The following is a 26,379-nucleotide window of genomic DNA, read 5'->3' as shown; positions in this document are numbered from 1 at the left end:
CAGCTCCCCTTAGCCGCGCAGGGTAAGGGCGTCGTCCAGAACCGCGCGCAAGGCCGCCGGATCAACGGCATCACAGACAAAGGCCCGGCCAATGTCATGGGCCAGAACGAAGCGCATCTGCCCGTCGACCACCTTCTTGTCCTGCGCCATCAACGCGATCAATGCCTCGGCGCCCGGCAGATCGCCCGGAATATCAGCCAGATCGACCTTCATCCCCATGGCGCGCAGATGCGCCCGCACGCGCGAGGGGGTCTCTTGCGCGCACAACCCCATGCGGGCCGACAGATCAAAGGCCAAGGCGCAACCGATCGCCACCCCTTCGCCATGCAGCAGGCGGTCGCCATAGCCGGTGGCGCTTTCCAGCGCGTGACAGAAGGTATGGCCCAGGTTCAGCAACGCGCGTTCGCCCTGTTCGGTCTCATCACGCGCGACGATCCCCGCCTTCATGGCCACCGAATGCCGCACCGCCTGCACTCGTTTATCACTGTTTTCAGCTAGTTGCGGGCCGTTCTTCTCAAGCCATGTGAAGAAATCGGCATCACCCAGAAGGCCGTATTTCACCACCTCGCCATAGCCCGCCAGAAAGTCGCGGGCGGGCAGCGTCATCAGCACGTCGGTATCGGCCAGCACCAGGCTTGGTTGATGAAAGGCGCCGATCAGGTTCTTGCCCTGCGGGCTGTTGATGCCGGTCTTGCCGCCCACCGAACTGTCGACCTGCGCCAGCAGCGTGGTCGGGATCTGCACGAACCGCACCCCGCGCCGCAGGATCGCGGCGGCGAAGCCGGCCAGATCGCCGATCACGCCGCCGCCAAAGGCCACCACCAGATCGCGGCGTTCGACCTTTTCGGACAGCAGCCATTCGACCGCGCGTTCCAGCCCCGGCCAGCCTTTCGTCGCCTCGCCCGCGGGCAGCGCCAGCGACGACATGGCAATGTCGCCCAGACCGGCGCGCAGGCCATCCAGATGCAGGCCCGCCACCGTTTCATCGGTCAGCACCGCCACACGGCGGCGGTGCAGCAAGGGCGCGATCTCGGCCCCGGCGCGCGCCAGCAGGCCCGGCCCGATCCGCACCTGATAGCTGCGATCGCCCAGATCGACGCCAACCGCTTCGCTCATGCCATCTCCTCCAGCAGGCCGGGCACGGCGCGCAACGCGGCCCGCACTCGGTCGGTCATCCCCTCGATCGACAGGCCCGGCACCGCCTCGACCACCACCTGCGCCTCGGCATAGATCGGCTCGCGCGCGGCCAGCAGCGCGGCCAGCGTGCCGCGCGGATCGGCGGTGCGCAGCAGGGGCCGCGTGCTGCGGTGGCGCACCCGCTGCCAGAGCAGGTCCAGATCGGCCTTGAGCCAGACCGAAACGCCCGCCTCTGCAATCGCCTGCCGGTTCGCCGGTGCCAGAAACGCCCCGCCGCCGGTCGAGATCACCGAAGGCCCCGCCGCCAGCAGCCGGGCCAGCACCTCGGCCTCACGCGCGCGAAAGAAACCCTCGCCGTCGCGGGCGAAGATTTCAGCCACGCTCATGTTCGCGGCGGCCTCGATGGCCTCATCTGAATCGCGGAAATCGACGCCCAGCACGCGCGCTAGCTGCGTGCCCACGGCGGTCTTGCCCGCCCCCATCATGCCGATCAGCACCACCGGCCGTGTCAATCGTTGCACCGTGATCGTCCCGTCTGCGAGGGCCGCCAGGGTGAGCGCGGCGCGAATAGCCAGGCCCGACCGGCGAGGGGCTGCCCAAAAGACACGCCCTGCCCCGATTTTCCCCCTGAATGGCGTGATCTTGCCGAGATTACCATATATATTCGCGACCAAAGACCCCAGACCGCACCTGTGCGCGCGGTCGGGCAATGATGACAATGGCAGAAGACAGGCGGAACGGCAGATGCTTACCTTTCTGAAAATCCTTGTGGCACTGGTCGTTCTGGGCCTGATCGGCGTGGCCGGTTATGCCTATCTGGGCGACATGCAGGCCGATCCGGTCGAAACCCGGCTGCCGGTCACGCTGAATGGCACGAATTAAACCCCTGCTGGCGGCACTGACGCTGGCGCTGCCGATCCCCGCATGGGCCGCGGATGATGGCGCGCCGATGTCGGCGGTCGACTGGCTTAGCCCGTCGCTGGCACCCGCACCGGGTGTGGACACCCGGCAGGTGCCGCCGCCCGCCTGGCGGCCCGGTCAGCCGAACCCCGGTTCCCGCGTGGTCGAGCCTCCGGTCGCGCAGACCGGCGCGGTCGGCCCCGTCACCACCCTGCGGCTGGGCGAGGCGAACCCGGAAAGCCTTGGGCTGATGCCGGCCGACCGCGCACGGCTGCCCGCCGATCTGTGGTCGGGCAGCCAGCCGGGCGATGTCGCGGCGCTGATTGCGACCGCGCCCGCCGACGGGCCGCCGGGCATCGGCGCCTTGCTGCGCCGCCTTCTGGTGGCGCGGCTGGATCCGATGCCGGGCGCGCAGGGACAGGTGTTTCTGGCCCGCGTCGACCGGCTGCTGGATCTGGGCGCACTGGATGCGGCCCAGGGGCTGCTGGATGCCGCCGGTCCCGGCGATGCCGAACGCTTCCGCCGCCGCTTCGACGTCGCCCTGTTGACCGGGCATGAGACCCGGGCCTGCGCCACGCTGGACGAATCCCCCGGTCTGACGCCCAGCCTGCCCGTGCGGCTGTTTTGCCTGGCGCGCGGCGGCGACTGGTCGGCGGCGATGACCAGCTTTGTTGCGGCGCGCGCGTTGGATCTGATCGACCCCGAGATGTCGGAACTGCTGCTGCGCTTCCTTGACCCCGAACATGCCGATGGCGCGGCCCCCTTGACCCCGAACGGCACCCCCACACCGCTGAGCTATCGGCTGATGGAGGCGATCGGCGAGCCGCTGCCCACCCATGGCCTGCCGCTGGCCTTTGCCCAGGCCGACCTGTCGGCCAACACCGGCTGGCGCGCGCAGATCGAGGCATCGGAACGGCTTGCCCGCGCGGGCGCGCTTCGGGCCGACCGGCTGTTTGACAGCTATGGCCATCAGCGCGCGGCGGCCTCGGGCGGGGTGTGGGACCGGGTGGCGGCGATCGCGGCGCTGAATGCGGCACTGGCGGATCTGCCGCCGGGTGATGGTCCCGATCCCCGGTTGGATGCGGCGCTGGTCACCGCTTGCGACCGGTTGGCGGAGGCCGGTCTGATCGACCCGCTGGCCGAGGTCTATGCCCCCCGCCTGTTGCCGCGCGTGAACCGGCTTGGCCCGGCGGGCGGGGCCTGCGCGACGCGCCTTGGCCTGATGACCGAGGCCGCCGCCGACTGGACCGCCACCCCCGGCGCGGCCACCGCCCCGCCGCTTGCGCTGGCACTGGCGCGGCCCGACAGCCCGCTGCCGCAGCCGGGTGACAATGCGATGGAACAGGCGGTCTGGGCGGGCTTTGCCGACACGGCGCAGCCCAGCCAGACGGTCACCGATCTGCTGGCCGCCGACCGGCGCGGCGAGGCGCTGCTGGCCAGCCTTGCCGATCTGGCCGAGGGCGCGGGCGGTGGCGATCCGCGCCGCCTGACCGCCGGGCTGGTCGCACTGCACCGGCTGGGGCTGGAGGCCGACGCCAGATTGATCGCGCGGCAGGCGCTGATCCTTCATGACCGACGCTGAGCCCCCCCCTGCCCCATCGGGCCAGACCCGCCTATGGGTCAGCGCGTTTCTGGACGCCGCCAGCGCCGAGGCGGGCGTGGCGCGCAACACGCTGCTGGCCTATGGCCGCGATCTGGTCGATTTCGGCGGCTGGCTGGCGCATCGGGGCCTTGCCCCCGACAGCGTGACCCAAACCCAAATCGAGGACTACCTGATCGGGCTTGAGGCGATCGGCCTGTCGCCTGCCACCCGCGCGCGCCGCCTGTCGGCGATCCGGCAATTCTTCCGCTTCGTTCAGGATCAGGGCTGGCGCGCGGATCACCCGGCGATCCGGCTGGCCGGGCCGGGCCGCGCGCGCCGCCTGCCGCGCAGTCTGGGGCAGGATCAGGTGACGGCGCTGCTGACCGCCGCAGCCGAAACCGGCGCAACCCCCGCCGAGCGGTCGCGCAACCGGGCGCTGATGGAACTGCTTTACGCCACCGGCCTGCGCGTCAGTGAACTGGTCAGCCTGCCCGTCGCCGCCGCGCGCGGCGATCCGCGCATGATCCTGGTGCGCGGCAAGGGCAGCAAGGACCGGCTGGTGCCGCTGTCCGACCCCGCACGCGCGGCGCTAGCCCATTGGCTGGTCCACCGCGACGCCGCCGATGCGGCGCGCCCGCGCGGCAGCCCCCCTGCCCGCGCCCTGTTTCCCGCGCGCGGGCGCGACGGCCACCTGACCCGGCAGGGCTTTCATGCGCTGCTGAAAACCTTTGCCGCCAAGGCCGGGCTGAACCCCGCGCAGGTCACGCCTCATGTGCTGCGCCACGCCTTTGCCACGCACCTGCTGGAAGGCGGCGCCGATCTGCGCGTCATTCAGACGCTGCTGGGCCATGCCGACCTGTCCAGCACCGAAATCTATACCCATGTGCTTGAGGCGCGGCTGCGGGAACTGGTAATGACCCATCACCCGCTGGCCCAGCCCGATCCCAGACATCCGCCCACCGCAACCCAAGACGAGAGTGACAATGCAACATCTTGACCTGACCTTCTGGTTGAATGCCGCGGGCATTGCCGTTCTGCTGATGATATCGGCATTCTTTTCGGGGTCGGAAACCGCATTGACGGCCAGTTCGCGCGCCAAGCTGAAGGCACGGGCCGACAAGGGCGACGAGGGCGCGGGCATCGCGCTGAGCGTGACCGAGGATAACGAACGCTTCATCGGCGCAATGCTGCTGGGCAACAACGTCGTCAACATCCTCTCGGCCAGCCTGGCGACCGCGCTGCTGACGCGCACCTTCGGTGACAAGGGCGTGCTGGTTGCGACGGCGGTGATGACGGTGCTGGTTCTGATCTTTTCGGAAGTGCTGCCCAAGACCTATGCGATCATGGTGCCGGAAACCGTAGCCAGCCGCGTGGCCCGCCCGGCGGCGCTGTTCACCCGGATGCTGGCACCCGTGGTCACATTGGTCCGTGCCATCGTGCGCGGCATCCTGCGGCTGGTCGGCATCCGCGCCGACGCGGGTCAGCATCTGTTCACCATCCACGAGGAAATCGCCGGTGCGCTGGCGATCGGCGCATCCGAGGGCAAGGTGGACAAGGAAGACCGCGACCGCCTGCTGGGCGCACTCGACCTGGGCAATCGCACCGTAGACGAGATCATGCGCCACCGCAGCCAGATCGAGATGATCGACGCCGACGCGCTGCCCGGTGCCATCCTGGCGCAGGTTCTTGCCTCTCCGCATACGCGCATGCCGCTGTTCCGCGGCGAACGTGAGAATGTCGTCGGCGTCCTGCACGCCAAGGATCTGTTGCGCGCCGTCGACAAGTTCCTGCGCTCGGGCGATGGCAAGCTGGATTCGGTCTCGGACCTGGATGTGATGAAGGTGGCGATGCAGCCCTATTTCATCCCCGATACCACGCCGCTGGACGAACAGATGCGCGAGTTCCTGAAGCGGCGCACGCATTTCGCGCTGGTCGTCGATGAATATGGCGATCTGAAGGGGCTGATCACGCTGGAGGATATCCTCGAGGAAATCGTCGGTGAAATCACCGATGAGTTCGACACCACCACCGTTCCCGCGCCCGCCCGCACCGAGACCGGCGATTATCTGATCGACGGCGCGATGACGATCCGCGACCTGAACCGCGCGCTGGATTGGTCTCTGCCCGATGATGAGGCCAATACCGTCGCCGGCCTGGTCATCCACGAGGCGCAGATGATCCCGCTGCAAGGTCAGGTGTTCTCGTTCCACGGTTTCCGGTTCGAGGTGGTGACCCGCAAGGACAACCGCATCACCCGCATGAAGGTGCGCCCGCTGTAGATCGGGGCGCCTTTGCCCCCATAAATCCTTTAGCGCAATCATAACCTTGGGCAGTCAGGATTCCCTGACTCGCCTTTACGGGGAAATTGGTCGACCATTTCCCCGTTCCATGAGTGGTGGCAATTTCGCCAGGAACGACGGCGCGCGGCTTAGCCCTGGTTTTTTCAGGGAAGCCGCGCGTCACCGTCGCCGCGAAGCCTGCCTGACATGCAGAACGCCGCCCGGTGGGCGGCGTTCGCATCAGACAGATGGGGAAGGATCAGCCCTTCAGGGTCTTGGCGACCTCGGCAGCGAAGTCTTCCTTTTCCTTTTCGATACCCTCGCCCACGGCGACGCGGGCAAAGCCGGTCACTTCGATCCCGGCATCCTTGGCAGCCTGGGCCACGGTGATGTCGGGATTGATGACGAACTTCTGGCCCAGCAGGGTCACTTCTTCAAAGAACTTGGCCATACGGCCTTCGATCATCTTGGCGATCACCGCCTCGGGCTTGCCCGATTCACGCGCCTGTTCGGTCAGCACGTTCTTTTCGCGCTCGATATAGGCCGGGTCCAGGTCGGCCTCCGACAGCGAGGCGGGCGAGGTCGCGGCGATGTGCATGGCGATCTGCTTGGCCACATCCAGGTTGTCGCCCTTGATGCCGACCAGAACGCCGATCTTGCCCATGCCTTCGGCCGCGGCGTTGTGGACATAGGACGCCACATTGTCGCCGGTGACCACGACCATCCGGCGCAGGGTCATGTTCTCGCCGATCTTGGCGATGGCATCGGTCAGCACTTCGCTGACCGGCTTGCCGCCCAGTTGCGCGGCGTTCAGGCCGTCCAGGTTGTCGACGCCCAAAGCGGTCTCGGTGATGCCGCGGACCATGCCCTGAAACTCATCGTTCTTGGCCACGAAGTCGGTTTCGCTGTTGATTTCAACGGCGACACCCTTGCCGCCTTTGACGGCAACGCCGACCAGACCTTCGGCGGCCACACGGCCGGCCTTTTTCGCGGCCTTCGCCAGGCCCTTGGTGCGCAGCCAGTCAACGGCGGCTTCCATGTCGCCATTGGTTTCGGTCAGGGCTTTCTTGGCATCCATCATGCCCGCGCCGGTCGATTCGCGCAGGTCTTTCACCATTTGTGCGGTGATGGTCATCACAGCATCTCCTTGCTGAATGGGATCGGGCGGGGCTGACCCCGCCCTGATGTGCTGAATGGGGTCGGGCGGGGCATAGCCCGCCCTGATGTCAGTTCTGTAACGGCGCCGATCAGGCGTCGACGGCTTCTTCGGCCGGGGCCTCTTCCAGGGCGCCCAGGTCGACACCGGCGGCACCCATCTGGGCGCTCATCCCGTCCAGCGCAGCGCGGCTGACCAGATCGCAGTAAAGCGCGATGGCGCGGGCCGCGTCGTCGTTGCCGGGGATCACATAGTCCACGCCCTTGGGCGAGCAGTTGGTATCCACGACCGCGACCACCGGGATGCCCAGCTTCTGCGCTTCCAGGATCGCCAGGTCTTCCTTGTTCACGTCGATGACGAACAGCAAATCCGGCAGGCCGCCCATTTCACGGATGCCGCCCAGGCTGGCCTGAAGTTTGGCCTGCTCGCGCTCCATGTTCAGACGTTCTTTCTTGGTCAGGCCCTCGCCACCGGCGGCCATCACTTCGTCGATCTGCTTCAGACGCTGGATCGACTGCGACACGGTTTTCCAGTTGGTCAGCGTGCCGCCCAGCCAGCGGTGGTTCATGTAATACTGCGCCGACTTTTCGGCGGCTTCGGCCACGGCCTTCTGCGCCTGACGCTTGGTGCCGACGAACAGGATGCGGCCGCCCTTGGCAACGGTTTCGCGCACGACGTTCAGCGCGGCGTCCAGCATGGGGACGGTCTGCGTCAGGTCGATGATGTGGATACCGTTGCGGTCGCCATAGATGTATTCGGCCATGCGCGGGTTCCAGCGCTGGGTCTGGTGGCCGTAGTGAACGCCAGCTTCAAGCAGCTGACGCATCGAGAAATCAGGAAGCGCCATATCCATGTCCTTTCCGGTTTGCGCCTTGGCGGGGCTTTCAAGACTGACGTCTCAACCGGTGGACCGATGCAGGATGTCTCTCTGCAAAGGCCCGACCCCGCCTGTGAAGTGGCGCGCGTTTAGCCCGGAGCGGACCCGCGCGCAAGGGGGAAGGCTGCGCGGGCGGCGGGTTCGGATGCCTATTTGTGCAAGAAAGAAGGCCAAGTTGACGGTATCTTAACCGAATCGGTGTCTGTTGGGATCACGGCACAGGCTGGCGAGTCGATGGCCGTCAAGGAAGAAGGCCCTGGCGCCTGGAGGTTTGGACAGGCCCGCCTGAAAGGGTTGGGGGCGCCAGAATCTTCCTTGGTCACATACCCAAGCACGCTTAGGGCTTGCGGAAGGCAAGGCATGGGTCAGGACGCGGGGTCGGCGCGGTCAGGATCAGCATGTCGTAAAGATCGGGGGCGGCGTCGCCGGCCTCGGTGCAGGTTTGGCCGTCGCATTCGCTTTGGCCCAGGGCGAAGATACGTGCCTCGGGCGCGGCTTTGGCCAGCATCGCTGGGACAGCGCGGTCCTTGCGCGCGTGGCCGGTGCCGGTGATCAATACGACCGGGCCGCCGGTTTCGCTCAGCGCGGCCAGCGTGGCGCGGGCAAAGGCGGCATCGCGCAGCCGCTGCGCCTCGACCATGCCGGGCAGGGCAGTGTCGGGCAAGGCGCCGCAGTGATCGTCGCCGATCTCCTCGGCCAGGCGGGCGGCCTGGTCCTTGGGCAGCGGGCGGGCCAGCCCGTATTGGGCCGCACCGGTGCCAAAGACCGCTGCCGCGCCTTCGGTCATGGCGCGGCGCACGTGATCGCGTGGCAGCGCCGCACCCCGGATTCCGCCCTTGGGCACATGGGCAAAGACCGGCGCATAAAGCGCGAAATCGGGCCAGCCGGAATTGGCCCAGTCCAGGGCCCGCGCCAGTGACTTGGCATCGCGCGGGTCGATGTCGCGGGCCCGCGCCGCTTGCTCGGGGGTCAGCATTTCAAAGACGACCGCCGTGGGGGCCAGCGTGGCGATGGCGGCGGCCTGATTGCGGTGGTGCTGGGGGTTGTCGTGAACCTCGCCCAGAATGGCGATGTCGACCGGGTTTTCGGCCAGATGCAGCGCTGCATCCTGCGCCAGTGCCGGCCCCGCCAGCCATGCCGCCACCACCACCGAAAGCCCGATCCCGCGTGCCATGCCGTTCCCCCGTGCATCCTGATTGTGGTGATAGGTCGGCTCGCCCCGCTGGGCAAGCGCAGCGACGTTAACCATTCCTAAACCATCGCCGCGCTAAGCAGGGGCAAAGGGGGGCGCATGACCGCAATCACCTATACTGTGGCATTCGAGGGCGTCGAGGCGCGTGAGGTCGAGGTGCAATGTGCGCTCGCCGCCGGGATGCCCGCCTTTGCCGTCGTCGGCCTGCCCGACAAGGCGGTGTCCGAAGCCCGCGAGCGGGTGCGCGCGGCGCTGGCTGCGATGGCCATCGCGCTGCCGACAAAAAAGATCACCGTCAACCTGGCGCCCGCCGATCTGCCGAAGGAGGGGGCGCATTTCGATCTGCCGATCGCGCTTGCCTTGCTGGCCGCGCTGGACATTCTGCCGCGCGATGCGGTTGCGGGCGTCACCGCCATTGGCGAACTGACGCTGGACGGGCGGCTGATCGCGGTGCCCGGCGCCCTGCCCGCCGCGGTCGGCGCGGCGGCGGCGGGTCGGGTGCTGATCTGCCCGCGCGCCTCGGGGGCCGAGGCGGCCTGGGTCGGGGCCGCGACGGTTTTCGCGCCGGCCACCCTGACCGAAGCCATCGCGCATCTGACTGATCGACATCCGCTGCGCCCCGCCCTGCCCGGTGAGGTCGCGCTGCCTCCCGTCAGCCGCGATCTGCGCGACGTCAAGGGCCAGATCCGCGCCAAACGCGCATTGGAAATCGCCGCCGCCGGACGCCACCACCTGTTCATGTCCGGTCCGCCCGGTGCCGGCAAATCCATGCTGGCCGCGCGCCTTCCCAGCCTGATGCCGCCGCTGTCGGCACCCGAGGCGCTGGAAACCTCGATGATCCTGTCGCGCGCGGGCCTGATCGGCGAGGGCGGCATCTCGCGCCAGCGGCCTTTCCGCGAGCCGCATCACACCGCCTCGATGGCGGCGATCGTCGGCGGCGGGCGCGGTGCGCAGCCCGGCGAAATCAGCTTGGCCCATAACGGCGTGCTGTTTCTGGACGAACTGCCCGAATTCTCGCGCGCGGTGCTGGAAACCCTTCGCCAGCCGGTCGAAACCGGTCAGGTGATGGTCGCGCGCGCCAACGCCCATATCCGCTATCCGTGTCGGTTCCTGCTGGTCGGGGCTGCAAACCCCTGCCGCTGCGGCCACCTGACCGACCCAGCCCGCGCCTGTTCGCGTGCCCCGCAATGCGGCGAGGACTACCTTGGTCGCATCTCTGGCCCGTTGATGGATCGGTTCGACCTGCGAATCGAGGTGCCCTCGCTGCGGTTGGCCGACCTTGATCGCCCGGCCGAGGGTGACAGCTCGGCCGATGTCGCCGCCCGCGTGACCGCCGCGCGCGCGATCCAAGCCGAACGCTATGGCCATCACCCCGATCTGCACACCAATGCCGAAGCCGAGGGCCGCGTGCTTGAGGATATCGCGCAGCCAGATGCCGAGGGCCAGGCCCTGATCGCGCGTGTTGCCGACCGCTTCGGGCTGACCGCACGCGGCTATCACCGCATCCTGCGCGTGGCCCGCACCATCGCCGATCTCGAGGCCGCGCCGAAAGTTGCCGCGCATCACATTGCCGAAGCGGTCGGATATCGCATCCGCCCCGACCTGCGTGACTGAAGGGACGATGGTGCGACTGTCGGTCGGCGGTGGCTTGCGGGTCCGGATTTTGGAGGGCTTTGGCGGCGAAAGACGGCAGAATCGGGCTTGGCAGGCGATGACGCAACACGGGCGCTTTGCGGCTGCCAATTACGCGCACAGCCACGCTGAACGCCATCAGAAGGTGGCCGGATCACCCACGTCGCGGTCCAGTCCAGGGCACCGACCCCGCGCTATCGATAAATCTTGGCCTGCCGGCGAATCGTTTGGCAGCGATGACCTGTCATTACATCGACCACCTTCGGGATGGCGAAAGCGCCGCGCCTTGTGATGGCCAGCAGCGGATCGGCTGGGCGGGCGGCTTCAGTTCACACAGATGTTCCAGGCCGCCCACCTCAGCACGAGGCCACGCCGGGCACCGGGAACGCACCATCGGCTGCCCGGACGGTAACCGAGAATCTCGATCCATGGGCATCAGCACAATAGGCCGGAGAGGCACAGTTGATGGCGACTCACCCGGCGACCATGCGCGCCGACATCACGGCTCTGGCGGCCAGGGCGAGCGGGATCGCTTGAGGCGGCCGGCTGTCTTGATGAGCCGGCGGCAGCCGGTCTATCGACAGATCGAAGGCGGTCGAATCACGTTGGCACTTTCGTTAGGCAGCACACAGACGCCCCCGGCCCCCTTCATCGGCCAAGGTGCTTCGATACGCGATGATCATTCCGTTGAGGGGAGCGATAGCTCGTACGGCATCGCCTTTGCTTGGCAGGGATTAACCGGACCGAGGATGGTTGCAAGCTCGCATCGGGATGCTGGAGAAGCACATGACCGCAGAAGCGATGCCGCCGAAATGGGCCGTCATCAATCCGTTTGCCAATGAGGGTTTGGTGATCCAGCAGCCAGGTTTGCTCTGCCGTCCAGCGCGACTCTTCGGGATCGGTGTCACACTCGGCCCGTCTTTAGGAGACCGAGTGGGCAGTTGTCTTGATCGGCAGCGAGCCCAGGGCGCCGAACAAAATCTCCTCGGCAAAACACGATCACCCATACATCGCCCTGTTCGCCGGCGGCGATGCGTCGCGCGCCAGGTGGCCATCCCACAACCAGAAGCGCGATCGGACAAGCTGTCGGCGCGATGCCTGACATCTGCACCTTGGCCATGATTTCAGGTCGGAGCACCACGACGATCGGGTGAGTATCAGTGGCATCGGCGGATGTTTCCGCCCGTGCGTGACGGCTGGATCAGCACCATATCCACCCGCGCGACGTCACGATGCAGCATCACCTGCACCATCGCGCCGACCAGCCACAGCAGCAGGTCGACGGCGAAGGGCCACCGCAGGATTACCGCAGCAGATCAAACTGCCATGGCATCGACGCGTCGTTCGACCGCCTCCCATATCAGGCGCGCCACATTGGTGCCGTCGAAGCGCTCCAGCTCCTGAATACCGGTGGGCGAGGTCACGTTGATCTCGGTCAGCCAGTCCCCGATCACATCGATCCCGACAAAGACCTGACCTTTTTCGCGCAGAACGGGGCCGATACGGTCGCAGATCTCGCGGTCGCGCGGTGTCAGCGCAACCGGCTCGGCACGGCCGCCGACATGCATGTTCGACCGTGTTTCACCCTTTTGCGGGACGCGGTTGATCGCCCCGACAGGCACGCCGTCGACCAGAATGATCCGCTTGTCACCCTCGCTGACAGCGGGCAGGAAGCGCTGCGCGATCAGCGGCTCACGGTTGATGTTGGAGAAGAGTTCATGCAGCGCCGCGAGATTTCCATCATCGGCGCGCAGGCGGAACACGCCAGCCCCGCCGTTTCCGTACAGCGGCTTCAGAATGATATCACCATGCACGGCGCGAAAATCGCGGATGGCCTGCAAATCGCGGGCGACCAGTGTCGGCGGCGTCAGATCGGGAAAGTCCAGAACCAGCAGCTTTTCTGGGCAGTTGCGCACCCAGAACGGATCGTTCACAACCAGCGTCTGCCCCCTCAGGCGGTCCAAAAGATGTGTCGTCGTGATATAGCCCATGTCAAACGGCGGATCCTGGCGCAGCCACACCACATCGACATCGGCCAGATCACGTTCCTCGGCATCACCGAACTGAACGTGATCCCCCCTGACGCGTTGCAGGTTGACCGGCCAGCCACGTGCAAGCACCCGCCCCTCCCGATAGATCAACCGGTCAGGCGTATAGAAAAACAGGCTGTGCCCCCGCGCTTCGGCTTCCAGCCCGATGCGAAACGTGCTGTCTGCGTCAATGTTGACGGCCTGGATCGGATCCATCTGCAAAGCCACCTGCAATGGACGGCTGGCCTTGGCAACGGTTGAATCGGACGGGCGCGGGCTGGTCGACATGGGTTTTCCCCTGGCTGGACAATCCTGTTGCCCTGCATGAGACCAGTTACGTGCCGATGCAAGCCCACCCAAAGGCAGATCAGTTCAGGCCAAAGGCGTTTTCGATCACATCGACCCGCCCCATGGCATCCACCAGCGCCACGTCAAACCGCATCGGGGTCAACTGCCCTGTCGGCTCACCGGCCAGATATTCGCTGGCGGCCCCGCAGATGCGATCCATTTGCCGCCTGCTTAGACGTAGCGCCGCCGTAGCGAAATCACGGGCCCGCTTGACCTCGATGAAGATCAGCCCGTCCTCATCACGCGCCACCAGGTCGATCTCGCCCTGGCTACCGCGCCAGCGGCGGGCGGCGATCGACCGGCCCGCCTTGTCGTAATAGGCGGCCACACAGGCCTCGGCCAACAAACCGGCCTGATAGTTCGCCGCGCCTCGCGCCGCTTGCATCCGCATCGCCATCCCCTTCGCCGGGCTGACGCGGACATCAATCCAACGTCAGCGCGATCTGATAAACCTCACGCCGCGGCCGGTTCAGCATCTGCGCCACCTCGGCCGCCGCATCCTTGCGCGTCATCTGCCCCAGCCGATCCCGGAGCGCGGCGATGATGTCATCCGTGCCGATCACAACCGGCAGCGGTCGCCCCACGACAATCACCACCTCACCCTTCGGCGGCGTTTCAGCATAGCTTGCAGCCAGTTCCGCCAGCGTGCCGCGCCGCACCTCCTCGAATCGTTTGGTCAGTTCGCGGCACACTGCCGCCGGTCGTTCTGATCCGAATCTCTCGCACAGATCATTTAACATTTCCCCAACGCGTCTGGGTGATTCAAAGAAGATCATGGTTGACGGAACGGCCGCGAGTTCCTCCAGCCAGGCCATGCGGGCGCTGTGGGTGCTTGGCGCGAAGCCTGCAAAAGTGAACCGGTCGCTGGGCAGGCCCGATACCGTCAGCGCCGCCAGCACCGCCGAGGGGCCAGGCGCCGAGGTCACCGGCAGCCCCGCCGCGATGGCCTCTTGTGCCAGCCGATAGCCCGGATCGGCGACCAGCGGCGTCCCCGCCTCCGAGGCATAGGCGACGCTTTTGCCTTGCTCCAGCAGCGACATCAGCCGTGGCCGGACCGCCGCGCCATTATGGTCATGATAGGCGATCAGCGGCCGATGATTCAGCGCAATCCCATGGATTTCAAGCAGATGGCGCAGCGTCCGCGTATCCTCGGCAGCAATGGCATCGGCGTCGCGCAGGATGTCCAGCCCGCGCAGCGTGATGTCGCGCGCCGTGCCGATCGGGGTGGCAACGAAATACAGGCCCGGCGCCAATCGCGGCGCCTGCGCCTGCCCCTGAAAACCCTCGTTCATCAGCGCCTCCCTTCCTTGCCGCGCGCCCCTGCGCGGGGGTTTGCCGGTGCGGCTTTTCCCCGGCCTTAGCGCGTTTACAACCCCCTGGGAACCCCGTAGGATTTTAGCGATTTTACCACAGATCCAGCCGATGGGGCCGCCTCTCATGACCGCCAGCACTACCCTGTTCTGCCGCGCCAGCCTGACCCTGGGCGCGGCTTTTCTTGTCACCGCCTGTCAACCGACCGGCATGGGCGGACCGTCGACCGGGCCGACCATCGACCCGCGTCAGCCCGTGCCCGTCGCCCTGTTGGTGCCGACCGGGGCCGAGCCGGGCATCGCCAGCGCGCTGAGCAATGCCGCGCGCATGGCCGCCGCCGACGTGCGCGGCGCCACAATCGACCTGCGCATCTATGACAGCGGTTCCTCGTCGGCATCGGCCGCTGCCGCCGCGCAGAAGGCCGTCGATGCCGGTGCCAAGATCATCGTCGGCCCGCTGCACGCCGAGGCCGCCAATGGCGTTGGCACCGCCGTTCTGGACGAAGGCATCAACGTTCTGGCCTTTTCCAACAACCCCGCCGTCGCGGGCGGTAACGTGTTCATCGTCGGCTCGACCTTCGACAACACCGCCAACCGGCTGGTGCGCTATGCCCGCAGCCAGGGCAAGTCGCGCATTTTCCTGACCACTGGTGACGATATCGCCGGCCAGACCGCCGGTGCCGCGGTCGAGGGTGCGATTGCCCGCAACGGCGCGCGTCTGGCGGGCAAGCAGGTCCATACCCAGTCGGTCCAGGGTGTCGAGGCCGCCGCCCCCGCCGTTGCCGCCGCCGCCAAGTCCGGCCAGGCCGATGCGATCATGCTGACCGGCGATCCCTATGGCGCGCTGCCCTTCATGCTCAAGGCGCTCGGCGCGAACGGCGTCAGCCCGGCCACCACGCAATACATGGGCCTGACCCGCTGGGATGCCAATGCGCAGGTGATGGCCGACCCGGCGGCGCAGGGCGCCTGGGTCGCGCTGCCCGATCCGCGCACCTATGACCAGTTCGCCGCGCGCTATCGGGCCGCCTATGGCGCGGCGCCGCATCCGCTGGCCGGGCTGGCCTATGACGCGGTGGCCGCCATCGGGGCGCTGGCCGCGCGGGGCAATGCCAACGCGCTGACCACCGCAGGGCTGACCTCATCCTCGGGCTTTGCCGGGGTCAACGGCGCGTTCCGGCTGAACCGCGATGGCACCAACAGCCGCGCGCTGGCGATCGGCCAGATCCGCGGCAATCAGATCGTCGTGGTCGATCCGGCGCCGCGCAGCTTTGGCGGCGCAGGTTTCTGACCCCGTGACCGAGACCACCATCGACACCATCCAAAGCGCCCCGGCCCTGCCCGGGGCGCAACCCATTTTCGATGCCACCGCCTTTCGCGCCACACTGGAAAAGGCGCTGGCCGGCCATGACAACCCGCGCGACCTGCGTGCCGCCGCCGTCGCCTGCCTGTCGGTGGCCCGCTCGGCCGCACTGGCCGATATCGAGGCAGGCTTCGCCGCCCATCCCCGCGCCGCCCGCGAGACCGTGCGCGCCTATGCCAGCCTGACCGACGGCATCGTCACCGCCGCCCATATCGTCGCGACCGAGTTCCTGCACCCCCAGCAGACCGCCTCGGACGCCGACCAACTGGCGGTCATCGCCGTCGGCGGCACCGGCCGCGCCGAGATGGCGCCGCAATCCGATGTGGACCTGTTGTTCCTGACCCCCTGGAAGATGACGCCCTGGTGCGAAAGCGTCATCGAATCCATGCTGTACATCCTGTGGGATCTGCGACTGAAGGTTGGCCATGCCAGCCGCACCATCGCCGATTGCCTGCGCCTCGCGCGTGAGGACATCTCGATCCGCACCGCGCTTTTGGAACATCGCTTCATCACCGGCCACGCCCCCCTGGCCGAGGCCCTGCGCGAGCGCCTGCATACCGATCTGTTCACCGGCACCGAGGCCGAGTTCATCGAAGCCAAGCTTGAGGAACGCCGCGCCCGACACGAACGCCAGGGCGGCCAGCGTTACGTTCTGGAACCCAATGTCAAAGAGGGCAAGGGCGGCCTGCGCGACCTGCAAACGCTCTATTGGATTGCGAAATACATCCACCTGGTCGACCGCGCCGTCGAGCTGGTCGATGTCGGCGTATTCACCCAGGATGAACACCTGGCCTTCTGGCAGGCCGAGGATTTCCTGTGGGCCGTCCGCTGCCACCTGCATCTGATCACCGGCCGCCCGACCGACCAGTTGACCTTCGACATGCAGGTCGAGGTCGCGCGCCGCATGGGCTATGAAGATGGCGGCGGCCGCCGCGCCGTCGAACATTTCATGCAGGATTACTTCATTCAGGCCACCAAGGTGGGCGAGCTGACGCGCATCTTCCTGACCGCGCTCGAAGCCCGCCACGGCACCCGCGCGCCGATGCTGAAACGCCTGCTGCGCCGCCGCACCAAGGTCCGCGCGCCCTTTGCCGACGACAATGGCCGGCTGAACATCGGCGACACCGCCGCCTTTCTGGCCGATCCGCTGAACATGCTGGCGATCTTTGCCGAAGGGATGCGCACCGGCCTGTTGATCCACCCCGAGGCGATGCGCGTCGTGGTGGCCAATCTCGACCTGATCGACGACGATCTGCGCAACGATCCGCGCGCCAACACGCTGTTCCTGGCGATGCTTCTGGATCACGGCAACCCCGAACGCGCGCTGCGGCGGATGAACGAACTGGGCGTCCTCGGCGCCTTCATCCCCGAGTTCAAGCCGATCGTGGCGATGATGCAGTTCAACGTCTATCACCACTACACGGTCGACGAACACACGATCCAGGTGATCTCGACGCTGGCCCAGATCGAACGCGGCGAGCTGGTCGAGGAACTGCCGCTCTCCTCCTCCATCCTGACCGCCGGGGTGAACCGCCGCACGCTGTATGTCGCGCTTTTGCTGCATGACATCGGCAAGGGCCGCCCCGAGGATCACTCGATCCTGGGCGCCCAGATCGCGCGCCGCGTGGCCCCGCGCCTGGGGCTGGACGCCAACGAAGCCGAAACCGTCGAATGGCTGGTGCGCAACCATCTGGTGATGTCGGACACAGCGCAGAAACGCGACATCGGCGACCCGCGCACGATCCGCGACTTTGCCAAGGCAGTGAAATCGCGGCGGCGGCTGGACCTCTTGACCGTGCTGACCGTCTGCGACATTCGCGGCGTCGGCCCCGGCACCTGGAACAACTGGAAGGCGATGCTGTTGCGCCGCCTCCATGGCGATACCGCATTGGCGCTGGAATCGGGCATCGAGGCGATCAACCGCGACCAGCGCGAGGATGAGGCCAAGCGCGCCCTGACCGCCGCCCTGCCCGACTGGTCCAAGGCGCAGATCAAGGCCGAACTGGGCCGCCACTACGCCCCCTATTGGCAGGGCCTGCCGCCCGAAACGCAGGCGGTGTTCGCCCGCCTGCTGCACGGCATCGGCGATGACGAAATCCGCATCGACCTGCACCCCGACCCCGACCGCGACGCGACCCGCGCGGCCTTCGCGCTGGCCGACCACCCCGGCATCTTCTCGCGCCTGGCGGGGGCCCTGGCGCTGGTCGGCGCGAACGTCGTGGACGCGCGCACCTATACGTCGAAAGACGGCTATGCGACCGCCGTGTTCTGGATCCAGGACGCCGAGGGCCACCCCTATGAGGTCGCCCGTCTGCCCCGGCTGCGCGGCATGATCGGCAAGACCTTGAAAGGCGAGGTGCTGCCGCGCGAGGCGCTGAAGGACCGCGACAAGGTGAAGAAACGCGAGCGCGAGTTCCGCTTTCCCACCCATATCAGTTTCGACAACGAAGGGTCCGACATCTACACGATCATCGAGGTTGACACCCGCGACCGCCCCGGCCTGCTGTATGACCTGACGCGGACGTTGGCGGCCAACAACATCTACATCGCCAGCGCGGTGATCGCGACCTATGGCGCGCAGGTGGTCGACGCCTTCTACGTCAAGGACATGTTCGGCCTGAAACTGCACGCCAAACTGAAGCAGGAAGCGCTTGAGAAAAAGCTGCGCCAGGCGATCAAGGAAGGCGCGGAGCGGGCGGGGTAAGGGGGTGTCAGGCCACTTGCGCCTGCAACAGATTGCGCAGATCGGTCGCAACGGTGCCAGCCGTCGGCGGGGCCAGTTCGCGGGCGAAACGCTGATAGCCCAGTAAGCCTCGGTTTTGGGCCTCACCCCGGATCTTGGCGCACAGCGTCTTGCCCAGGATCACATGCTGCGCACCGTGCTGCGCATATTCCGCCACCACTTCAGCGTCATTGAAGGCGCCGATCCGGCCATCGTCGCAGGCCCTGATCTTCTTTCTGACTTCAACCCGTTTTGCGTTTCGGTGCTTGGCAAGTTCAGCATCGGTCCCAGCCGCCTCAACCGCCGTCGCCAACAGATCCGCGGCCGCATCCAGTGTCAGCCCGAAATGCGACGCAATGACCTCCGGCGCGCACCAATAGCCTTCCACATCGCTGTGCCGCGTCAGCCAGACCGCGATCCCCTTTTCGGCATAGGGCCGCGCGAGCTCCTCCGCCTCGGCGGGCATCATGAAATCCCGGTCGCGATGCAGCACGATCCGCAGGTGATCCCCGAACAGGGTTTGCAGCGACCGGCAGCCGTCGGCGTCCAGCAGCTTGCCACTACCATGCAGCGGCCAGATCGCCGTGGCCCGCTCCAACTCCGGCCATTGCGCCAGCAGCGATCGCAGCATCTCGGTCTTGCTATCCTCGCTCAGCAGCAGGATGCGTTTGTCCAGCAGACCCCAGCCCATCATCTGACGGCCTGCCTGGTCGCCATCAGGCTGCACCTGACCGTTCTTCATCCAGACCACCTGCGCGTCGGCCGGCAGCGCCCGGATGACCGAGGGGCTGTGCGTTGTCAGCACCACCTGCGTGTCAAACATCGCAGCCGCCTTGGCCAACACCCGCACCAAGCGCTCCTGCGCGGTGGGGTGCAAATGCGAATCCGGCTCGTCGACCAGCAAAAGCACGGGGCGGAAGTAGATCAGATAGGAAAAGATCTGGATGACCTGCAAAAATCCGATCCCGGCCAGTTCCAGCGGCTTGGTGCGTTTGGGGTCAGCCGCGCGCATGTCGTCAGTCTGAAAGCTGGCCGTGATGGTCTGGTTCTTGTCCTCATCGAAGGACAGCTGAAGAGTCAGCCCACCCAGCACCTCGGACGCGAAGTCTTGCACCCATGTCAGACCATCCTTGCGGTCATGCGTGACACCTTCCAGCAAAAGCAGCATGTTGCGCAGAACGGTGTTTGCATCCCCGGCTGCGGCCTGACGACGCACGATCAACCGGCTTCGCCGCTCTTCGGCCAGCGGGATAACCGCCAGGCCCGGAACATAGGAACTGAACTCCTGGTCGCGGTTGCGCAGCGCCAGAACGAAGGCATTGTTCGACGGAACATGTACGCTCAGCCCCTCATTGCGCGCCGCCTTGATCCACATCGTGGCGCTCAGCTGGGCGCCGTCGGATGACGCGGCTTCAACGGTCAGGGTCAGCTGCGAGGCGCTTTTGAAGTTGCCATATTCCACCCCATGCCCCGCATTGCGATAGCTGGGCGAGGGCATGTAGGTGGCGTCCTTTTCCGATAGCGTCGAACCCACTTCGGCTGACCTTTTCGTGTCGACCTCAAGGTTGCGCCCCGATTGACACACCCAGTGCAGGGCTTGCAGGACCGAGCTTTTGCCCGACCCATTGGCACCGACGATCGCGGTGAACGCCCCTAGGTCGCCTCGTCAATGGCCTTGAAATTGCGGATGGTGACACGGCGCAGCTTCATGCATCGCCCATTCAGCTGCGATGCAGATGAGGTCCGCTTGCGGATGATCGCAATGCCGACCGAAGTGGAGGGGCAAACATCGCCGTGCGCGCGCTGTGCACAAGCTGTGTACGTTCCGTGCACAGCTTGTGCGGCCGATTTTTCGTGTTCTCAACGACTTGCCGCACAGCCCCACCACCGCACCGCTCGCCCCGACCACCCCGCGCGCAACACCCCGCTGCCCCATGGCGCCGGGGCCGCGCCCGGTGTATGTCAGGGCCGAACCAGAACAGGGGCGGCACATGAAGGGCGGACTTGTCAGCGGCTTTCTCAAGGTCGGAAGCTGGACGTTTCTGTCCCGTCTCACCGGCTTTGTTCGCGACATCCTGATGGCCAATTGGCTCGGCACCGGCGCGGTGGCCGAGGCGTTCCTTGTGGCCTTTTCCCTGCCCAACATGTTCCGCCGCTTCTTCGCCGAGGGGGCGTTCAACACCGCCTTCGTGCCGATGTTCTCCAAACGGTTGGCGGGGGGCGAGGATGCGCAAGGCTTTGCGCGACAAGCCTTTTCCGGGTTGTTCTTTGTCGTCACCGTGTTTTCGGCGTTGGCGATGATCGCCATGCCGGCGCTCGTCTGGGCGATGGCCGACGGCTTTGCCGGCGACGAACGCTTTGCCCTGGCGGTCGAATACGGACGCATCACCTTTCCCTATATCCTGTTGATTTCACTGGCCTCGATGATCTCGGGCGTGCTGAATGCGAACGGCCGCTTTACCGCTGCGGCGGCAGCACCTGTGCTGCTGAACCTGCTGTTCATCGTCGCGATGTTGCTGGGACAGGTGCTGGGCTGGGACATGGGCCTGACGCTGGCCTGGGCCACGCCGCTGACCGGGCTGGCGCAACTGGGCCTCGTCTGGTGGGACGCGCGGCGCAGCGGCTGGACCTTCTGGCCGGGCCGCCCGCGCCTTACGCCAGAGATGCGGGCGCTGCTGGCCATCGCGCTTCCGGCGATGTTCGCGGGGGGCGTGGTGCAGATCAACCTGCTGATCGGGCGACGCGTCGCCTCGCAGTTTGAAGGCGCGATTGCCTGGCTGAACTATTCGGACCGGCTGTATCAGCTTCCCCTGGGGGTCGTCGGCGCGGCGGTGGCCGTCGTGCTGCTGCCCGAACTGGCGCGCCGCCTGCGGGCGGGCGATGCCGAAGGGGGCCAGGCCGCCTATTGCCGCGCGACCGAGTTCGGGCTGTTCCTGACCCTGCCCGCCGCCTTTGCCATCGCGGTGATCGCGCAGCCGATGGTGGCCACGCTGTTTGAACGGGGCAAGTTCACCCCGGACGACACCATCCAGACCGCCCGCGCGCTGGTCGTCTATGCGGCGGGCCTGCCCGCCTTTGTGCTGCAAAAGACCCTGCAACCGCTGTATTTCGCGCGCGAGGATACACGCACCCCGTTCCGCTATGCGCTGTGGTCGATGGTGGTGAACGCGGCCATCGCCTATGGGTTGATGGGCACGGTCGGCTTTCTGGCGGCGGCGCTGGCCACGACATTGGCGGCCTGGGTGATGGTCGCGCAATTGTGGTGGGGCACGCGCAAGATGGGTCAGGCCGCCCGCGCCGATGCCCGCCTGCGCCACCGGGTGCCGCGCATCATCCTGGCATCCAGCCTGATGTCGGCGGCGCTTTGGGCGATGCTGTGGGCCACGCGGTCGCTGGGCCTGCCACGGGTGCCGGAACTGGCCATCCTCGTCTTTGGCGGCGGCATCCTGTATTTCGCGCTGAGTTTCGCGACCGGCGCGCTGAGCCTTTCCGAGTTGAAGGCCAACCTGCGCCGCAAGCGCTGATCGCTACAGCGACCGTTCGCGGGGTGGGCCGGTCTCTGGCCCCGCCGCACTGGCGGCTTGCAGCTGGGCCGCGACACTGGCCGCGACCTCATCCAGGCCCAGCCAGCCGTCGCGGTTCATGTCCATGGCCAAAAGGTCGCGCAGCTTGTCGGCGCTGCGATCCGAGAAGTTCCGCACCGCCTGACTGTCGGCGCTGATGCGCGCCTCATCGGCGGTGACGTGACCATCACCATCGGCATCGGCGCGATCATGGGCCAGCTTGGCGCGGGCTTGCAGGCGGGGCGACAAGGCGCGCAAGTGAACCGCCAGCTCATCGGCTTGAACCGCGCCGTCACCATCCAGATCCGCCGCCAGAATCCGCGCCAGCGCCGTGGCCCGTCGCCCGGCCCGCGCATGGGCAATCGCCAGATCGACGCCAGCGGCATCGATGCGGCCATCCTGTCCATAGGCCAGGATCAACTCAGCCGCGTCATCCAGCACGCCCGGTGCCGCATCCTCGATCCGGTCGATCAGACCGGGCGGTAGCGCGGCCAGCCCGCCCTCGGCCCGCGCCCAGAGGGGCCAGCACAGCGCCAGCCCCAGCATCACCATCGCCGCCCCCAGCATGGGCGAAAATCGCAGTCGCATCACCAGGCCCCCTGATTCCATCCCGTGCAGGCTGGCACATCAGAGGTGAAGATCCGGTTAAGCCCTCAGCGATGCCGCAATCTATCGCGCAGTGCCGCGATCCCGCCCGGCGCCAGCAGGAAGGACAGGCCGAACCCCAGGGCAAAGCCCGCGATTTCGGCCATCCAATCCGAACGCCCGCCGAAGATGACGGCGAAAACAAGCTGGAAAACCAGCAGCATGGCAATCAGCCGGAACGCTGTCAGCCGGTTTGCCCGCATCTGCCCCAGCCGCGCCCACAGCGTGAAGGTAAAGGCCCCGATCAGCCCGTAGACCGCCGGATAGCCGCCGATCAGCGGCTGTTCGGACCAGGGCAACAGCGCATAGATCAGCGCGGCCCCGATGCCCGACAGGAAAAACACCGCCAGGAAGCGCAGGCCGCCAAAGGTCTCGGCGACGATCTTGCCCATCGCCAGGATGAAGACGACGACGAACAGCGCATGGGTGAAGCTGCCGTGGACGAACAGATAACCGACCAGCCGCGCAATCTGGCGCGGCGGATACTGGCCGGTGGCAATCATGCGGTTCAGCACCTCGGGGATGAAAGCGGTGGCCTGCATCGCCTCAAGCCGCCAGCCGACCGCGGTGGGACCGCCCGCGACACCGCTGGCACCGGCGGCAAAAACCACCTCAAGCGCGATGATCGGCAGGACCAGCAGCCAGACCACGGGCGGCAGCGCGTTCAGCGGCGATTCATCATATCCGGGGCGCATGTTTCCCTCCCGTGGGTTGACCCTGAAAGCCTGGCAGGGATAAGCAAACCCACGCCATTTGGCCAGACCCCGAGGATGACATGACCGCCAACGCCCGCACCCCCCGCATCTTTTCCGGCATCCAGCCCTCGGGCGGGTTGACGCTGGGCAACTATCTGGGCGCGTTGAAGCGGTTCGCGGAAAAGCAGAATGACGGGATCGAGACGATCTTCTGCCTGGTCGATCTGCACGCCATCACCGTCTGGCAAGATCCCGACAAGCTGCGCCAGCAAACGCGCGAGGCGGCGGCGGCCTTCATGGCGGCCGGAATCGACCCGGCGCGGTCGGTGCTGTTCAACCAAAGCCAGGTCAGCGCCCATGCCGAGATGGGTTGGCTCTTGAACTGCGTGGCGCGTCTGGGCTGGATGAACCGGATGACCCAGTTCAAGGACAAGGCCGGAAAGAATGCCGAGGCCGTCAGCCTTGGGCTTTACGCCTATCCGGCGCTGATGGCGGCCGACATTCTGACCTATCACGCCACCCATGTGCCGGTGGGCGAGGATCAGAAGCAGCATGTCGAACTGACCCGCGACATCGCCGCCAAGTTCAACCATGACTTCAAGACCGACTTCTTCCCCCTGCCCGAGCCGGTGATCGAAGGCCCCGCGACCCGCGTCATGTCACTGCGGGATGGCAGCAAGAAAATGTCGAAAAGCGACCCCTCGGATGCCAGCCGCATCAACCTGACCGATGACGCCGACACGATCGCGCAAAAGTTCCGCAAGGCGCGTACCGATGCCGACCCGCTGCCCGGTTCCGCCGAGGGGCTGAAGGACCGCCCCGAGGCGCGCAACCTGGTCAATATCTATGCCGCGCTGTCGGGGGAGAGCGTCGATCAGGTGCTGGCCCGGTTCGAGGGTCAGGGCTTTGGCGCCTTCAAACCCGCTTTGGCCGATGTCGCCGTGGGCGTGCTGGCCCCGATCAGCGCCGAGATGGCCCGCTATATGGCCGACCCGGCCGAGATCGACCGTATCCTGGGCGCGGGGGCGGCGCAGGCGGCGGCGATTGCCGACCCGATCCTGGCGCAGACGCTGGACATCATGGGCATGATCCGCAGCCGCTAAGCGGATGGGATAAAACGCAAAAGGGGGCCTTTCGGCCCCCTTTTCCATACCGGGAAAGCCCGCGATCAGCCGCGGATCAGGCCCATCGATTCCAGCTTCAGCAGCACCTGATGGGCGCAGTTGTCCACGTCCTTGTCCTCGGTGGTGACGCGCAATTCGGGGCTTTCCGGCACTTCATAGGGGTCGGAAATGCCGGTGAACTCCTTGATCTTGCCTTCGCGGGCCAGCTTGTACAGGCCCTTGCGGTCACGGCGTTCGCATTCCTCGATCGAGGTAGCGACATGCACCTCGACGAAGGCGCCGTAGGCCTCGACCATCTCGCGCACGGCGCGGCGGGTCGCGGTATAGGGGGCAATCGGCGCGCACAGCGCGATGCCGCCGTTCTTGGTGATCTCGGACGCGACATAGCCGATGCGCTTGATGTTGATGTCGCGGTGTTCCTTGCTGAACCCCAGTTCGGACGACAGGTGCTTGCGCACCACATCGCCGTCCAAGAGCGTGACCGGGCGGCCGCCCATCTCCATCAGCTTGACCATCAGCGCGTTGGCGATGGTCGATTTGCCGCTGCCCGACAGGCCGGTGAAGAACACGGTGAAGCCCTGCTTGTCACGCGCCGGGCTGGTCTTGCGCAGTTGCGTGACGACCTCGGGGAAGCTGAACCATTCCGGGATTTCCAGCCCTTCGCGCAGGCGGCGGCGCAGTTCGGTGCCGGAAATGTCCAGCACGGTTGCACCTTCCGGCACTTCGTTGGCGGGGAAATACTGCGCCTTTTCCTGCACATAGACCATGTGCTTGAAATCGACCATGGTAACGCCGATTTCCGCCTCGTGCTGTTTGAACAGCTCTTGCGCGTCATAGGGGCCGTAGAAATCCTTGCCTTGGCTGTTCTTGCCGGGGCCGGCATGGTCGCGCCCGACGATGAAATGGGTGACGCCGTGGTTGCGGCGGATCAACCCGTGCCAGACGGCTTCACGCGGGCCGGCCATGCGCATCGCAAGGTTAAGCAGCGACAGCGCGGTGGTGGCGGAGGGATACTTGTCCAGCACCGCCTCATAGCAGCGGACGCGGGTGAAATGGTCGACATCGCCCGGCTTGGTCATGCCGACGACCGGGTGGATCAAGAGGTTCGCCTCGGCCTCGCGCGCGGCGCGGAAGGTCAGTTCCTGATGCGCGCGGTGCAGCGGGTTGCGGGTCTGGAAGGCCACGATCTTGCGCCAGCCCAGCTTGCGGAAGTAAGCGCGCAGTTCATTCGGCGTGTCGCGGCGGGCGCGGAAATCGTAATGCACCGGCTGCTGGATGCCGGTGATCGGGCCGCCCAGATAGACCGGGCCTGCGATATTGTGCAGATAGTTGATCGCCGGGTGGGCCAGATCATTGGCCCCCGCGCCGAACACCTGTTCGGCCTCGCGCACCTTGTTCGGCACCCATTTGTCGGTGACCGACAGGATCGCCAGGATCACCCCCTCCTGATCGCGCAGGGCGATGTCGGTGCCCGGCTCCAGCCCCTCGGCAAAGGCTTCGCTGACGTCCAGCGTGATCGGCATCGGCCACAAGGTGCCATCGGCCAGCCGCATGTTGTCCACGACGCTGTCGTAATCGGCCTGACCCAGGAAGCCCTTCAGCGGGTTGAAGCCGCCGTTCATCAGCAGTTCCAGATCGCAGATCTGGCGCGGCGTCAGATCCCAGCTTTTCAGATTGCCGGCCTCGGCCTTCAGCTTTTGCGCGGATTCGGGCGAGACATAAAGTTCCGGGATGGGCGACAGGTTCGACAGCGACATGGCAGGCCTCGGGCGGTTCGGATCTAAGGATATGGGCGGCTCATACGACCGCACCCCGCCCCGCGCAAGC

21 protein-coding genes are annotated in these 26,379 nt (G+C 66.4%); 9 read left to right on the top strand and 12 right to left on the bottom strand.

Going from position 1 to position 26,379, the window contains the following annotated elements:
- Positions 1–9: 9 nt before the first annotated feature.
- Together aroB and ACEYYA_RS03870 are read right to left on the bottom strand one after the other, a co-directional pair.
- Positions 10–1,116 (bottom strand): 3-dehydroquinate synthase, encoded by a 1,107-nt coding sequence (gene aroB, locus ACEYYA_RS03875; RefSeq protein WP_374797776.1) that lies wholly within the window; start codon positions 1,114–1,116, stop codon positions 10–12.
- Positions 1,113–1,658, bottom strand: a complete 546-nt coding sequence (locus ACEYYA_RS03870) for a shikimate kinase (protein WP_374797774.1) — start codon at positions 1,656–1,658, stop codon at positions 1,113–1,115. The genes aroB and ACEYYA_RS03870 overlap by 4 nt, the downstream gene beginning before the upstream one ends.
- A gap of 223 nt (positions 1,659–1,881) precedes the next feature.
- Here ACEYYA_RS03870 and ACEYYA_RS03865 point away from each other — a divergent pair, with 223 nt between their 5' ends.
- The 4 genes from ACEYYA_RS03865 to ACEYYA_RS03850 are packed head-to-tail and all read left to right on the top strand — an operon-like array spanning position 1,882 to position 5,898.
- Entirely contained in the window at positions 1,882–2,019 is a 138-nt protein-coding gene (locus ACEYYA_RS03865) for a hypothetical protein (RefSeq protein WP_374797772.1), read from the top strand.
- Complete coding sequence (locus ACEYYA_RS03860) at positions 2,006–3,619, top strand: hypothetical protein (protein ID WP_374797770.1); 1,614 nt, start codon at positions 2,006–2,008, stop codon at positions 3,617–3,619. The genes ACEYYA_RS03865 and ACEYYA_RS03860 overlap by 14 nt, the downstream gene beginning before the upstream one ends.
- A complete protein-coding gene (locus ACEYYA_RS03855; RefSeq protein WP_374797768.1) occupies positions 3,606–4,616 on the top strand; it encodes a site-specific tyrosine recombinase XerD in 1,011 nt (336 codons plus the stop codon). The genes ACEYYA_RS03860 and ACEYYA_RS03855 overlap by 14 nt, the downstream gene beginning before the upstream one ends.
- Positions 4,597–5,898 carry an HlyC/CorC family transporter gene (locus tag ACEYYA_RS03850; protein ID WP_374797766.1) on the top strand — a complete coding sequence of 434 codons (1,302 nt, stop codon included), beginning with the start codon at positions 4,597–4,599 and terminating at the stop codon, positions 5,896–5,898. Before ACEYYA_RS03855 ends, ACEYYA_RS03850 begins: the two co-directional genes overlap by 20 nt.
- A gap of 259 nt (positions 5,899–6,157) precedes the next feature.
- On the opposite strand, the gene tsf is transcribed toward ACEYYA_RS03850, so the two are convergent.
- The 3 genes from tsf to ACEYYA_RS03835 all read right to left on the bottom strand — a co-directional run bounded on the left by tsf (position 6,158) and on the right by ACEYYA_RS03835 (position 9,105).
- Positions 6,158–7,033 (bottom strand): translation elongation factor Ts, encoded by an 876-nt coding sequence (gene tsf, locus ACEYYA_RS03845; protein WP_374797764.1) that lies wholly within the window; start codon positions 7,031–7,033, stop codon positions 6,158–6,160.
- 112 nt (positions 7,034–7,145) lie between these two features.
- Positions 7,146–7,907: a 30S ribosomal protein S2 gene (gene rpsB / locus ACEYYA_RS03840; RefSeq protein ID WP_374797762.1), complete on the bottom strand. Its 762-nt coding sequence runs from the start codon at positions 7,905–7,907 to the stop codon at positions 7,146–7,148.
- Between the two features lie 361 nt (positions 7,908–8,268).
- Entirely contained in the window at positions 8,269–9,105 is an 837-nt protein-coding gene (locus ACEYYA_RS03835; protein WP_374797760.1) for a ChaN family lipoprotein, read from the bottom strand.
- 117 nt (positions 9,106–9,222) lie between these two features.
- Here ACEYYA_RS03835 and ACEYYA_RS03830 point away from each other — a divergent pair, with 117 nt between their 5' ends.
- On the top strand, positions 9,223–10,737 hold the full coding sequence (locus ACEYYA_RS03830; protein WP_374797758.1) for a YifB family Mg chelatase-like AAA ATPase: 1,515 nt from the start codon (positions 9,223–9,225) through the stop codon (positions 10,735–10,737).
- A gap of 1,334 nt (positions 10,738–12,071) precedes the next feature.
- Here ACEYYA_RS03830 and gshB read toward each other — a convergent pair.
- The 3 genes from gshB to rsmI all read right to left on the bottom strand — a co-directional run bounded on the left by gshB (position 12,072) and on the right by rsmI (position 14,425).
- Complete coding sequence (gene gshB / locus ACEYYA_RS03825) at positions 12,072–13,073, bottom strand: glutathione synthase (protein WP_374798111.1); 1,002 nt, start codon at positions 13,071–13,073, stop codon at positions 12,072–12,074.
- 79 nt (positions 13,074–13,152) lie between these two features.
- A complete protein-coding gene (locus tag ACEYYA_RS03820; protein ID WP_374797756.1) occupies positions 13,153–13,524 on the bottom strand; it encodes a YraN family protein in 372 nt (123 codons plus the stop codon).
- Positions 13,525–13,555: 31 nt separating this feature from the next.
- Positions 13,556–14,425 (bottom strand): 16S rRNA (cytidine(1402)-2'-O)-methyltransferase, encoded by an 870-nt coding sequence (gene rsmI / locus ACEYYA_RS03815; protein ID WP_374797754.1) that lies wholly within the window; start codon positions 14,423–14,425, stop codon positions 13,556–13,558.
- A 145-nt stretch (positions 14,426–14,570) separates the two neighbouring features.
- Between rsmI and ACEYYA_RS03810 the strand changes: the two genes are divergently transcribed.
- Together ACEYYA_RS03810 and ACEYYA_RS03805 are read left to right on the top strand one after the other, a co-directional pair.
- A complete protein-coding gene (locus ACEYYA_RS03810) occupies positions 14,571–15,731 on the top strand; it encodes a penicillin-binding protein activator (protein WP_374797752.1) in 1,161 nt (386 codons plus the stop codon).
- Positions 15,631–18,507: a [protein-PII] uridylyltransferase gene (locus ACEYYA_RS03805; RefSeq protein WP_459349872.1), complete on the top strand. Its 2,877-nt coding sequence runs from the start codon at positions 15,631–15,633 to the stop codon at positions 18,505–18,507. Before ACEYYA_RS03810 ends, ACEYYA_RS03805 begins: the two co-directional genes overlap by 101 nt.
- A gap of 7 nt (positions 18,508–18,514) precedes the next feature.
- Here the strand turns inward: ACEYYA_RS03805 and ACEYYA_RS03800 are convergent, their stop codons facing one another.
- Positions 18,515–20,164 (bottom strand): ATP-binding protein, encoded by a 1,650-nt coding sequence (locus ACEYYA_RS03800; RefSeq protein ID WP_374798109.1) that lies wholly within the window; start codon positions 20,162–20,164, stop codon positions 18,515–18,517.
- A gap of 352 nt (positions 20,165–20,516) precedes the next feature.
- Between ACEYYA_RS03800 and murJ the strand changes: the two genes are divergently transcribed.
- Positions 20,517–22,049, top strand: a complete 1,533-nt coding sequence (gene murJ, locus ACEYYA_RS03795) for a murein biosynthesis integral membrane protein MurJ (protein WP_374797748.1) — start codon at positions 20,517–20,519, stop codon at positions 22,047–22,049.
- Between the two features lie 3 nt (positions 22,050–22,052).
- Here murJ and ACEYYA_RS03790 read toward each other — a convergent pair whose 3' ends face one another.
- Together ACEYYA_RS03790 and ACEYYA_RS03785 are read right to left on the bottom strand one after the other, a co-directional pair.
- Positions 22,053–22,676, bottom strand: coding sequence for an EF-hand domain-containing protein (locus ACEYYA_RS03790; protein ID WP_374797746.1), 624 nt, complete (start codon positions 22,674–22,676; stop codon positions 22,053–22,055).
- Between the two features lie 65 nt (positions 22,677–22,741).
- Positions 22,742–23,428: a rhomboid family intramembrane serine protease gene (locus tag ACEYYA_RS03785; RefSeq protein ID WP_374797744.1), complete on the bottom strand. Its 687-nt coding sequence runs from the start codon at positions 23,426–23,428 to the stop codon at positions 22,742–22,744.
- Positions 23,429–23,508: 80 nt separating this feature from the next.
- Here ACEYYA_RS03785 and trpS point away from each other — a divergent pair, with 80 nt between their 5' ends.
- Positions 23,509–24,531, top strand: a complete 1,023-nt coding sequence (gene trpS, locus ACEYYA_RS03780) for a tryptophan--tRNA ligase (RefSeq protein WP_374797742.1) — start codon at positions 23,509–23,511, stop codon at positions 24,529–24,531.
- Between the two features lie 65 nt (positions 24,532–24,596).
- On the opposite strand, the gene ACEYYA_RS03775 is transcribed toward trpS, so the two are convergent.
- On the bottom strand, positions 24,597–26,309 hold the full coding sequence (locus ACEYYA_RS03775) for a bifunctional sulfate adenylyltransferase/adenylylsulfate kinase (protein ID WP_374797740.1): 1,713 nt from the start codon (positions 26,307–26,309) through the stop codon (positions 24,597–24,599).
- Positions 26,310–26,379 lie beyond the last annotated feature (70 nt).

Source organism: Paracoccus zhouxuedongae (genome assembly GCF_041927815.1).
Lineage (GTDB): Bacteria > Pseudomonadota > Alphaproteobacteria > Rhodobacterales > Rhodobacteraceae > Paracoccus.
The sequence above is the reverse complement of the archived record's forward strand: the minus strand, read 5'-3'. Positions and strand labels throughout refer to the sequence as shown.

What these genes read in the sequence shown, in the direction of transcription:
- aroB (WP_374797776.1), bottom strand. Translation starts at nt 1,116, where the DNA reads ATGAGCGAAGCGGTTGGCGTCGATCTGGGCGATCGCAGCTATCAGGTG.
- ACEYYA_RS03865 (WP_374797772.1), top strand. Translation starts at nt 1,882, where the DNA reads ATGCTTACCTTTCTGAAAATCCTTGTGGCACTGGTCGTTCTGGGCCTG.
- ACEYYA_RS03860 (WP_374797770.1), top strand. Translation starts at nt 2,006, where the DNA reads ATGGCACGAATTAAACCCCTGCTGGCGGCACTGACGCTGGCGCTGCCG.
- ACEYYA_RS03855 (WP_374797768.1), top strand. Translation starts at nt 3,606, where the DNA reads ATGACCGACGCTGAGCCCCCCCCTGCCCCATCGGGCCAGACCCGCCTA.
- tsf (WP_374797764.1), bottom strand. Translation starts at nt 7,033, where the DNA reads ATGACCATCACCGCACAAATGGTGAAAGACCTGCGCGAATCGACCGGC.
- rpsB (WP_374797762.1), bottom strand. Translation starts at nt 7,907, where the DNA reads ATGGATATGGCGCTTCCTGATTTCTCGATGCGTCAGCTGCTTGAAGCT.
- ACEYYA_RS03835 (WP_374797760.1), bottom strand. Translation starts at nt 9,105, where the DNA reads ATGGCACGCGGGATCGGGCTTTCGGTGGTGGTGGCGGCATGGCTGGCG.
- ACEYYA_RS03830 (WP_374797758.1), top strand. Translation starts at nt 9,223, where the DNA reads ATGACCGCAATCACCTATACTGTGGCATTCGAGGGCGTCGAGGCGCGT.
- gshB (WP_374798111.1), bottom strand. Translation starts at nt 13,073, where the DNA reads ATGTCGACCAGCCCGCGCCCGTCCGATTCAACCGTTGCCAAGGCCAGC.
- ACEYYA_RS03820 (WP_374797756.1), bottom strand. Translation starts at nt 13,524, where the DNA reads ATGCGGATGCAAGCGGCGCGAGGCGCGGCGAACTATCAGGCCGGTTTG.
- rsmI (WP_374797754.1), bottom strand. Translation starts at nt 14,425, where the DNA reads ATGAACGAGGGTTTTCAGGGGCAGGCGCAGGCGCCGCGATTGGCGCCG.
- ACEYYA_RS03810 (WP_374797752.1), top strand. Translation starts at nt 14,571, where the DNA reads ATGACCGCCAGCACTACCCTGTTCTGCCGCGCCAGCCTGACCCTGGGC.
- ACEYYA_RS03805 (WP_459349872.1), top strand. Translation starts at nt 15,631, where the DNA reads ATGGCACCAACAGCCGCGCGCTGGCGATCGGCCAGATCCGCGGCAATC.
- murJ (WP_374797748.1), top strand. Translation starts at nt 20,517, where the DNA reads ATGAAGGGCGGACTTGTCAGCGGCTTTCTCAAGGTCGGAAGCTGGACG.
- ACEYYA_RS03790 (WP_374797746.1), bottom strand. Translation starts at nt 22,676, where the DNA reads ATGCGACTGCGATTTTCGCCCATGCTGGGGGCGGCGATGGTGATGCTG.
- ACEYYA_RS03785 (WP_374797744.1), bottom strand. Translation starts at nt 23,428, where the DNA reads ATGCGCCCCGGATATGATGAATCGCCGCTGAACGCGCTGCCGCCCGTG.
- trpS (WP_374797742.1), top strand. Translation starts at nt 23,509, where the DNA reads ATGACCGCCAACGCCCGCACCCCCCGCATCTTTTCCGGCATCCAGCCC.
- ACEYYA_RS03775 (WP_374797740.1), bottom strand. Translation starts at nt 26,309, where the DNA reads ATGTCGCTGTCGAACCTGTCGCCCATCCCGGAACTTTATGTCTCGCCC.